The 11269-nt window shown below is 33.0% G+C and carries 8 protein-coding genes; 1 reads left to right on the top strand and 7 read right to left on the bottom strand.

Annotation, left to right across the window (positions count from 1 at the left end):
• Window positions 1-222: 222 nt before the first annotated feature.
• The 5 genes from ACQUQZ_RS24750 to ACQUQZ_RS24770 form a co-directional block, all read right to left on the bottom strand.
• Window positions 223-1110 (bottom strand): NAD(P)H-binding protein, encoded by an 888-nt coding sequence (locus tag ACQUQZ_RS24750; protein WP_435357894.1) that lies wholly within the window; start codon window positions 1108-1110, stop codon window positions 223-225.
• A gap of 178 nt (window positions 1111-1288) precedes the next feature.
• The gene (locus ACQUQZ_RS24755; protein WP_435357896.1) at window positions 1289-2014 is read right to left on the bottom strand and encodes a LytR/AlgR family response regulator transcription factor; all 726 of its coding nucleotides are present in this window, start codon (window positions 2012-2014) and stop codon (window positions 1289-1291) included.
• A 20-nt stretch (window positions 2015-2034) separates the two neighbouring features.
• Entirely contained in the window at window positions 2035-2907 is an 873-nt protein-coding gene (locus ACQUQZ_RS24760; RefSeq protein ID WP_435357897.1) for an alpha/beta hydrolase, read from the bottom strand.
• A 128-nt stretch (window positions 2908-3035) separates the two neighbouring features.
• Window positions 3036-4112, bottom strand: a complete 1077-nt coding sequence (locus ACQUQZ_RS24765; protein ID WP_435357898.1) for a sensor histidine kinase — start codon at window positions 4110-4112, stop codon at window positions 3036-3038.
• 313 nt (window positions 4113-4425) lie between these two features.
• Complete coding sequence (locus tag ACQUQZ_RS24770; protein ID WP_435357899.1) at window positions 4426-5910, bottom strand: RNA polymerase sigma factor; 1485 nt, start codon at window positions 5908-5910, stop codon at window positions 4426-4428.
• Between the two features lie 249 nt (window positions 5911-6159).
• Between ACQUQZ_RS24770 and ACQUQZ_RS24775 the strand changes: the two genes are divergently transcribed.
• Window positions 6160-8586: an outer membrane beta-barrel protein gene (locus ACQUQZ_RS24775; RefSeq protein ID WP_435357901.1), complete on the top strand. Its 2427-nt coding sequence runs from the start codon at window positions 6160-6162 to the stop codon at window positions 8584-8586.
• 13 nt (window positions 8587-8599) lie between these two features.
• On the opposite strand, the gene ACQUQZ_RS24780 is transcribed toward ACQUQZ_RS24775, so the two are convergent.
• Window positions 8600-9055 carry a DUF1569 domain-containing protein gene (locus ACQUQZ_RS24780; RefSeq protein ID WP_435357903.1) on the bottom strand — a complete coding sequence of 152 codons (456 nt, stop codon included), beginning with the start codon at window positions 9053-9055 and terminating at the stop codon, window positions 8600-8602.
• A 1279-nt stretch (window positions 9056-10334) separates the two neighbouring features.
• The coding region (locus tag ACQUQZ_RS24785; RefSeq protein WP_435357904.1) for a replication initiation protein at window positions 10335-11269 on the bottom strand (935 nt) is incomplete at its 5' end.

Genomic DNA, 11269 nt, shown 5'->3' on the forward strand with positions numbered 1-11269 from the left:
TATTTTATTTAGATAACCACTTTGCAAATATCTTATTATAAAATGGTAATATAACATAAACCATTATAGGAACTAAGCTCCCTGTGAGTAAAAGTGTACGTAAAAGCAAAGGTATTATCATTAAATACTCACCAAAAAGAAAAAATATTAAGGTGATTAATGGGTAGATTGCAAGCCAAATCAAAAAAGCTCTTTTGTGTTGTGTATTATTATTGATTTGTCTTATTTTGAATTGTACGCTGCAACAAAATCATTTACAAAATCTTCTAATTTTATTTTTCCAAGCTTAGGTTTGTGTAAATAAAAATTCTTGGCTAAATCCCCTTTGTACATACTATCAAACATATCTACAAAGCCTTGGGCAAGCAATGGTGGCATACCAAAAGCTTCCATGCTTTTTTGAACTTCCTGATTGCTTATTACCATCCATTTCAAATCTGGTTTGCCTATTGCTGTTCCTAAAACCGTCGCAATTTCGTGACCATTACGTTCATCACTTGCAACATATCGCACTTTGTTTTCAGAATGCAAGTTTTGGATTTCTTCGGCAACAACTTCGGCAATATCAGCTGGTGCTACCATTGGAAACTTGCGGTCACCACCATAATTAGTCTTTATTACACCTTGATACTTAACCATATCAATGAAGTTGTTGAGATTATAATAAAAATAAGTTGGTCTAATGTGTGTAATATTTACAGTTACTAAGCGATTAAGTATCTTTTCTGCATCATAAGCACCCAACAAAATGCCAGTTCCTTTATCCAAGTCTGCACCAAAAGTGCTTAAATGTATCACACGGCCTACTTTTGCATCCTGTATAGCTCGAAAATAATTATTTGCGATTCGGCTATAATACACCCTTCGGTTAGGTTCGCTAAAATCAGCAGGTGGTACCATACAAAATACCGCATCAGCTCCTGTGAAAGTTTGTGTTAGGAATGATACATCTTCCAATGAACCGATAGCAGCTTTAGCTCCCAATTCTTCTATGTTTTTTTGTTTTTCAGGTTTACTGCTTATAACAGTAAGCGAATGTCTTTCATGTATTAAAATTGTTGCAAGCGGCATACCAATATGCCCTAATGAGCCTGTGATGATAATTTTCATTTTGTCATTTTTTATTTCCTGCAAAATTCAGCATTAAATAAAAAATAGCTGTATCCAAATCTACTTTTGTTGTGTTGGAATGTATGGTTGTTTAATTATGTCTCCATGAAAACTATTATGAGAGCTAAATTTTGCATGAGATTTAACAATCATACCGAAAACACCTCAGTATAGTCATTCATTTACTAAGCAATTTGTTTTTAACCACCAAACTTATTACTCGCTCTTTTAGGTTTCTACTTACGGGAATTATATGATTTTGAATACTTATTTCATTATTTTCTATACCATCAACTTTCGAGATAGCTACCAAATACGACTTATGTACCCGCAGAAATGTTTTTGAGTCAAGATATTCTTCCACGGTTTTCAGTGGTAAAAGGGTCATATATTTACCTCTGCCGGTATAAATCATTACATAGTTTTGAAGTGCTTGCACAAACAATATTTCGTCAACCAGAATTTTCTCATATTTACTTTCGCATTTGATAAAAATAAAATCAGGCTCGTTATTCTGAGGTGGGGAATTAAAAGACCGACTTTTCAAGGAGTATAGTTCTTTAGCTTTGTTGGTTGCCTTAAAAAAGCGATTAAAAGTGATGGGTTTAAGCAGATAATCTACCACATCAAACTGAAAACCTTCAAGAGCATAATTTGGGTAGGCGGTAGTTAGTATTACCATTGGTAAATTCGTCTTAATTCGCAGAAAATCAAGTCCTGTCATGTGTGGCATCTGAATATCCAGAAATATGAGGTCAACAGCTTGGGTCTCAAGAATTTTGTTAAGTTCAATTGGGTTTTCGGCAATACCGATAAGGCTGAGATAATCAATTACCTCAACATATTTCGTTAGACCTTCACTTGCCAAAGGCTCATCATCTACTATGACACATCTAAGTTTCATTCAAAAATATTATCAAATTCTCAAACCTCTTTGGCCCCATTTTTTTTGAATATTTTATCAAAAAAAACAAATTGATATGTTAATGCATTTTCCCAATAGTCCCAGGTGTGTCCGCCGCTTCTTTCAGTATAATCATGCGGAATATTTTGTGCAACCATTTTTTCATGTAAGCTCCTGTTTACGTCAATTAGATAGTCATACACTCCACAATCAATACTTATTGGCATGGCATTTTTCTTCAATAGTTCCAACATATTTACAATGGAGTTTTGCTTGAAAATTTCAGACTCAGGGTTTGAAGTGCCTAATATTCGCTCAAATTCTCTCTTTGTACCTGATAAATCACCAGAGATTTTAAATTTTGTATAATTCATATCTACTCCGCCACTTATCGAACCCGCACAAGAATACACTTCAGGATGCCGAGCCGATAAATACAATGCTCCATGACCACCCATAGAATAGCCTGTTATCGCTCGACCAGTTTTACTCTTTACCGTTCGATAAAGAGCGTCTATTTTTTCAATCACTTCTTTTGAAACATGGGTTTCAAACTGACTTTTTTTATCAAAAGGGCTGTCTATATACCAACTATATATCTCACCTTCAGGCATTACGATGATGGTATTATATTGGTCAGCAAGACTGGTTAAAAAACTTTTATTAGGTGTTTTATTTAGCCATGTATTAAAATGCCCCATGGCACCATGTAACAAATAAACAACTGGATAATTTTTGCCGTTTTTGGCGTAAGAAGCTGGCTTAATAATGGCTGCTTTATAGGTAATTTGCATTGCTTCACTCTGAATTTTTACAGTATCAACCTCAGCAGCATTAGATTGCAGGCAAATTATATAAAATACGAATAAACATAAAGGTTGAAGAATATTCATGATTGTAAGGTTAAATAAATTTCACTAAAGTCAAAATATATAAATATTAGGTAAATTACATGAAAGTAAACGATGGTTATTTGAAAAATAATAAATTTAAATTCTTTGGGAAGTCATGCAGGTTTCAATCACATTTGTTGCTTTGAAAGCTGTAATTTTAGATTCACTGTAAAAATATTAGAACTGTCTTGAATATCAAGATAATATTTATCGGAATACAAAAGTTGCAGTCTGCGTTCCACATTTTTCAGACCAATACCCGAATTTTCAATACTCAATTCTCTACTGTAGCTATTTTCAACTATTAATTCTAATACTTCTGATTCTTTCACTGAACATCCAAGTTTTATGAAATTCTTCTGTGTTTTTCCTTTTGAAACGTGCTTGAAGGCATTTTCGACAAATGGCAATAACACAAATGGTGCGATTATAACTCTCTGAGCTGATTCATGGTCAATTTCAAATAAAAGCTCAGTCTGATTTTCGTTGAGTCGTAAAGACTCCAATTCGATAAAATTCTCCAAAAATTGTAAGTCTTTGCTCAATAAAATCTCTTGGTCATTGCATTCATAAAGTTGATAACGAAGCATTTCTGAAAAGCTCGCCAGCGATTCCGATGCCAAATCGGGGTTTTTGTGAATCAAAACAAAAATAGAATTGATGGTATTGAACAAGAAATGAGGATTGATTTGAGATTTTAGATACTTCAATTCAGTCTCAAGATTGTCCTTTTCAAGAGTCAGGCGTTTCCTTTCGGCATTCAGCCAGTTTTTGCCCAATTTTATACTCATAGCCAAGGTCATCGATCCCAACGTAGATGGTAGTGCTGCTGTAGAAAAAATGATAAACCACTGGTCTGTACGTTTGTTGAATAATTCAAAAAAAGTAAGTTTTGAATAATAAGCATTTAAAAAATAGCCCGCCGTGATAAAACCTGTGCAAACCAAAACTGTAAGAATAACCAACAAAATATAGCTGCGGTATTTGCCGACATACAAAAATTTCGGAATCAAATAATACAAATTAAAATATGCTCCAGCTGCTTGAAAAATAATATATCCAATAAATTTAACAGGCAATTCTCCTTTAAAAAGGTATCCAATTACCCCATCGAAATTACCCACATTAATCATCATCCAAAGCAGATGATAGGCAACCCAGAATGGAATATGATGAAGTTTGTATTTGAAAAACCAGTTTTGCATTTTAATCTAAAAATGAAAATTAATCACTTTATGTTATAGTTTGACTTGCGATTGACAAAGTGTACATAATAATTGACCAAATGCAAAAACACGCAAACAGAACATCAAAACTACAATCTTTCAATCAATTCTTTTGCTTCCTTATACTTAGCATTAATGTTAGAGAAATCCTCTTTGTATTTAATGAACCTTTGCAATAATTCATTAGCTTTCAATTTTGGGTTATAGTTTATATAATATTTGCCAAACCCATAAAGTTTAAGAGAAAATGGCCAAACTGAAAAAGCCAAAATATAAAAGCAGATTTTCTTTTTCATTCTGCCAATTCAATTTCTACTGCCCCTTTTTTGCCGGCATCACCATATTTTTCCATGGCTGTTTTAGGCGATAGGGAGCGTATATGATATTTTTTATTTGTAAGTTTTATTTTGTCGCCAACAGTTGCAGTCTTACCATTTACTACCAAATGATGAATTTTTCCTAAAACATTAGCAGTGCCTTGAATAATATTATGATTTTCACCAAAAGCAATAATTGATTTTCCTTCAAAATAAAGCTCATTATCTTTGGCTGACCAGTGTAATTTCTCTCCATAAAAAGTACCCGAAATATCGTTTTTCGTGTCATTTATTTTTATTGTTTTATCAAATAAAATATTTTGTGGTTTATCAATCACCACTTTGGTAACTCCATCTAATACAACCTTTTGTGATATTTCGACGCTTGGCTTGGTTGGCCTATCCAATACAAGCTTTTGTGGTTTATCAATAATTACTTTTGAAGTTCCATCTAAAACAATTTGTTGTGGTTTATCTATAACCACTTCCATTTTAGCCGAGGAGTTGGTATTTGCTACTGTTTGAGCTTGGCTATTCGTTGCCAAACTTGCTGCGGTGCTTGCTATAAGTCCGATTGCCTTTAAATTTTTCATTGAATTTGCATTTTTAGTTAAAGAATTATTTTTACTAATGATGCGATTTTCAGAAATGGTGGCAGTGTCTTTTGAAATTTTATTATTTTCTAAATCAATTATTGAATGGGTCTGTTCAGAATTTATCCAATAAATTAGACTTACAACTCCAATACTCGAAATAGCAATTATTGCACTCAAATACTTACTTAAAAAAGGCAGTCCTGGTTTTATAACTGGTATCGAAGGACTGGGTTTTGTAAACGAATCGAATGAAATATTTCTTGAGGATGATAGTTCGAAATGCTTAAATCGCTTTTTGTAAAGCTCATCAATATTCCAAAAAAGCAGAAAAATGATTGATTTTTTCTTATTATTATTCAATAATTCTTTAATTTTCTTACGAGCTCTTGCCAAATGCGACTTTGAAGTACCTTCGCTAATACTGAGTTCCTGGGCAATTTGAGCATGAGTAAATCCATCAATTACATAAAGATTAAATGCCATTTTATGATGCTCGGGCAATTGGTTGATTGCTGCTAAGAGTTCATCTTCTGAGAAATCTTGACTTTCTTCGTACATTGATTCTTCATTATTTTCCACAGTATTTTTTAGATAATCAGTTAAATATTTCTGTTTTTGTTGATTTCTCAAATATTGTAAACAATGGTTCACCATGATACGCCGTAACCATGCTTCAAAAGGACCTTTTCCTTCAAAATCATTTACTTTTTCATAAGCCAATAAAAAGGCATCATGAGCCAAGTCTTCCGACAATTGTCTATTGGTCGTGTAGCGGTAGCCCACACCAATCAATTGATTTATATTTTGGTGGTAGGTTTTCTCCCAAAAACTTTTTGATGTTTCTATCAAATTAGAATGTTCCATAAACTACATGATACAGAATTCTGAAATGGTGGCACATGTTTGAATGTTTTTTTTCAAAATTTCAACTTTTGGTAGATGAAAACAGGTAAATATCTCGTATCAATTGGTTTCTTGAGCAATGGTAGCCAATAATTGACCAAATGCAAAAAAACGCAAATGCTACATTTTATCAATTTAAATAGACTCTTCATCAATCACCGAGATTGTCAATTTAGTCTTTTATTTTCTTTGAATCAAAAAAACAAGAAAATGAAAAAGCTATTCATCTTATTATTAATTACCAATTATACTTTCGGACAAATAATTGGCAAGGTTCAAGACACTAAAAATACCCCCCTTTCTTTTGCCAATGTCATTTTATATTCAGCCAAAGATTCGTATATTATAGCAGGCACAACTACCAATGAATTTGGGGAATTTACTTTAAAAATTTCTCAAACAGGTGATTTTTTCATTAAAATAAGCTTTATAGGATATGAGAATTTCGACTCTAAAGTATTTAATATCAGTGATATACCAAAAATCATAGAATTAGAAACTATTTATCTAAAGGAAGAAAATAATACACTTGATGAAGTAACGATTTCTGCCCAAAGAGAGCTTATTCAGACCACTGCTATCGGCAAAATAATTAATATCCAGAGTAGTTTGTTGACAAAAGGAAGCAACGCATTGCAAGTTTTTGAAAGGTTGCCTGGTGTGATAACCGACCGAAGAAATAACCAGTTTAGCCTTAATGGACAAAATGGCGTGACGGTTTTGTTTAATGGTAGAAAAGTACAAATGCCTGTTGAGGAAATTATGGCTTTACTCGAAAATACTGTGGCCGATAATATCGAAAAAATCGAATTGATTACCTCGCCCACGGCTCAATATGATGCCGATGGTGGTGCAGGTATCATCAATATTATTTTCAAAAATAATGAAACATTGGGTACAAAAATTAATTTTTCGGCCACCGCAGGTTACGGCTACCGAGAGAAAACGCTGACAAGCATCGGTTTTTCTAAAGGATATAAAAAACTAAATCTAAACGCTTCGTACGCTTATAATCATGATGCAAGAAGGTCTGGCTATGCAGGTGAAGGAACCGCAGGGATTTCATTTATATTGGGAGAAACCATTAATACTTTTTATGGGATTGCTCGTCGATACCAAAATAGTCATAATCTAAACTTTGCGGCACAATACCAACCAAATGCAACAACTACGCTCGGATTAGATTTTGTTGGAGCTTTTGATAACTCGCATAATTTGGTGAATAACGGTGGTACTTATCACCTTAAAAGTGGGGAATACTTTGAAATTGCTATGCTTTCTGATGGCTTGACAAGCAAACAAAACAATATTTCATCTGTCTATTTCAAACAAAGTTTTTCGCCTAAAACGCAGTTCAATGCCGATTTAACCTACATTAATTACGCCAACAATAGCCCATCAAGTATTAATGCTGAATATTTTGACAAACAAAAGCGACCAATTAAGCCACAATTTTCAATTTTTACGAGCGGAAATAGAGGTGAAAGTATTTCCAAGATAAATGTTGGTGTTTTCAAAACAGATTTGAGTACTCAATTTAGTGATAAACTTAACGTCGATTTTGGCATAAAGATTAGTTACGCACAAAATGAAAACGACAGCAAAGTAGAAAGAAAAGTAAACGAAATTTGGGAAATAGACCCTCGTTCGCAAAGCCAGCTCAAAAGTCAAGAACAAATTGCAGCAGCTTATTCTCAATTCAAATTTTTGCTGAGTTCAAAGGCTAATCTTCTTCTGGGCTTACGTTATGAGTACTGGAAGCGATATTTTAGCAACCAAACTGAGTCATTTAAGATTTCAAAACTCTTTCCATCAGTACTTTATACTTATGCCATTAATCTAAATACATCAATAAACTTCAATTACAGTCGCAGAATCAGTCGCCCAGCTTATACTGATTTGATTTCTAATTTGTTTTACACCGACCCTACTTTTGTTTTCTCAGGAAATCCACTTCTCAAACCAACGCTGTCGGATATGCTCAAAGTCGAGTATTCACGAAATGGCTTGAGTGTTGGTATTTCGGCTCAATACGATTTGAATCCTATTTTGAGATATCAGATTACAGCCAATGCAACTAAAGATTTAGGAATCTCTTCCCCTCAAAATCTGGATTATATGAAAAGTCTAAATTTGTTTGTTAGCTATCCTTGGCAAATAACCCAATGGTGGAAATTTACACTGAATAGCCTCACTTCTCTCAGAAATTATAAGGTTTCTTACAGTCTATTGCCCGCTGAAAAGCGTTTTGTGTATCAAAATCTGAATATTTCACAGCAAATTAAATTACCAAAAAACTATGAAATTGAGCTTTCGGGATGGTATAATTTCCCATATTTCGAAGGCCCTAATATTATTAAAGCCTTTGGTGCAGCAAATGTAGGACTTGGGAAAAAACTGAACAACGATAAAGGTACTTTAACGCTTACTTTCCCCGATGTTTTTCGTTCGTTTATTGTGCCTTCTCACAATGGCGGTATGACCCCCATAGCTTTTGACATCAATACTATTTCTACTTGGCGTGACGAAACGGCCCTGTATCGTGTTGTAAAATTAACTTATTCAAGGAGTTTTGGCAAAAATACTCGAAGTATTAAATATGATACAAAAGACGAAGAACGAGAAAGGATGAAGTAAAGGCAATAATTTATCACACACCAAACTGCCGTAAATGATGGTCCGTATGTTTGTATGCCAAAATGCCAATTTGTTCAGGTGTCATTTTAGCAAAGAAATCATGAATAAACGCAGGGTTATTATAATTTTGGTAGTGTTCCAAATGCTCAATCCAAAGGTTTCGTTCTGATTCAAAATCACCATCGGGTTCGGATACGATGAGAGTTTCACTACTTGTAGCAAATAACATCAAAGAAGTATCGTCAGCCGTGATTTCAGCCAAGGCCTCGGCTGCTTGCATAGGCGTGCTGCGAGAAATACTATAATCCCATTCTCCAATTCCGTGAATCCATGCCTCAAAAAGTCGGCAATGTTTCACCATTTGGAAAGCATTCATAGTTCCCCATAGAGGTTCTGCATTAGGTTTTAATTGCAGAACTCTTTTTATGATTTCTTTTCTTAATTTTATGTCTAATATAGTCTTTACCATTACATATTTGTTTTGTAAATTTAACGGAACATAAGCTATTTTCTCAATATTCCCGAGGGGTTCTCGCAATTTATTAATTCTCTAGTTGACTTCAGAGGGCATTGAACAAATTTTTAATACTCCAAATTTGTTGCTTTTTTTTTAACTAAATAACTGCATTCTTGGCACTTATATTTGCCACATAACGAGTTCTTTTAGGAAAAGTCCGAAAAGAAATACTCATGCTTTAGTTCTTCATCGGCTACATAAAATTCGCAAGTTTATATTTCCAATTCTTAGTTTTTTTAGGTTTAAGAAGTGGTAAAATATGATGCTTAAAATACTGAGTTGGCGGCATTCCGCATTAAGCTGCCGAACACGCTTAAAATCCATCTGCATACCAGTCAATTCGCTAGAAGAGACCAGTCCAGCACGGTAACTTTCTACTACTTTTCGTAAGTAGGATATGAAGTTACGATTTTTTTTATTTCTTTGTAAGTCCTTGATTATCATATATTTATAAGATATATGTCAAGTCATTTTAGTAGCATATGATCTTATGTTAAGTAATAAAAATGTACACCCATTTTTGTAAAAATTCACTTTTTTAAAACTTTAAACTCACTGTATTACTCTCTCTAATTTTAAATTTATACCTTAACAATTAAAAATGAGATGACATGTGTCTTAGTTACCTCAAATCTTTGGAGTTTTAATAAGATTTGCAAATGAACCTTTGGATCAAAAGGGTGTTCGTACTTAGTAGTATTTTTAAAATCGACCAACTTAATAAGGTGCATTTCTTGAAAAAAGAAGTAAGTTGCTCTTAAGGCAATAATTTTGAAAATTTAAATTTCTATCTCTGAAAAAAAATTAAGAAAGCGTTTCTGGCTTAAATCAGCTAAAAATTTAGCGTAGAGTTTAGCTAAATTTTTAGCTGATTTAAGCCAGATTTTTAAAACGTAAATCCATTATGAAAACATATAAAATCAATTTTAAAAACTTCTTGCCAAACAATATCTTCCAAACACATATCTCAAAAGACATAAAAAATTGATAATAAGTACTTTATACAGAAATATTGAAAAAACTCTTATTACCGACCGTATGATAAACCAATTCTAATTTTTAGGCAAAGTCCAACAATGGTCTAAAAGAATAATTTAGTATAGAAGTCGATATTTTTCGTAGGTTTCAATATGTTTTTTTTTATTCGTAAACTCATCAACAATGACTCTTCTTTAGTAAAATTAAGATCACTGAGAAATGTCTATCGGATTATCAATGGTATGCCCCTACCCTATTTTTCAAGTTGTTTTAATCGGAGTATTAATTTATCATATTCAGCAAATGACTCTGGAAATGCCTGATGTATCAGTCCTTTCATGGCCCCCCCTACCATTGGGTCTTTTAAGTTTTGCTCAAACGAAATTTGTTGATTATAAAATTTTGCAAACATACCCGCTTGCATATTAATTATTATTTGATTCTTGAGGGCCTTATGTTGTTTTAGTAAATCTTCACAAATCGAATTAAATAAAGCATCACCTACTACTTTCAGTGAAGCAATTTCTGCATTGGCATCTGTATTATCAATCTTTGTAACCGTTGCAGGTTTGATATTTATATTACTTTCAATAGTTGGATTGATTTCGGTTCTTACCATTTTTTGTAGATATTTTACCATATCATTTACTTTACCTCGTTTATGTTGTGAAATGGCGTAGCTCACCCCTACTTCGATTTTTTCATACGGAATTTCTTTAAACCAACTTTCAACAATATCTTGTGGAATAAATTCTTTTATCTTCGCATAAATTTTATTGAATTTAGGATGCACAACAGCTTCTTTTGGCTTTTTTACTTTTGGATCTTTTTTTGAATTTTTAGGGTTTCGATATATCAAAAATATTATTGAAACGATCTTTCTACTTGATTTTTCTTCTTCTATTTCAAACTTAATATCAGTTTCAGATTCTAAATCTTTTTGTGCTTTCAGTATTATTTTATTCTTGAAATGCCCATATAATTGATATTCGCCATCTTCAATGCCCAAAACCTTTTTCAATTCATCAATGCTAAACTTACGTTTTGCATAGCCTAATTTTGACTCATCAATCATTCCTTCATATTGCTTCAGCAATTCGTAGATCCTGATTGAATATACACTCGTGAGTTTCAAAATATTACGTACGTCATAGGTCAGATACTTTTCTTTCAAATCAAGCAAATGTC

It is taken from the genome of Emticicia sp. SJ17W-69, assembly GCF_051209875.1.
GTDB lineage: Bacteria > Bacteroidota > Bacteroidia > Cytophagales > Spirosomataceae > Emticicia.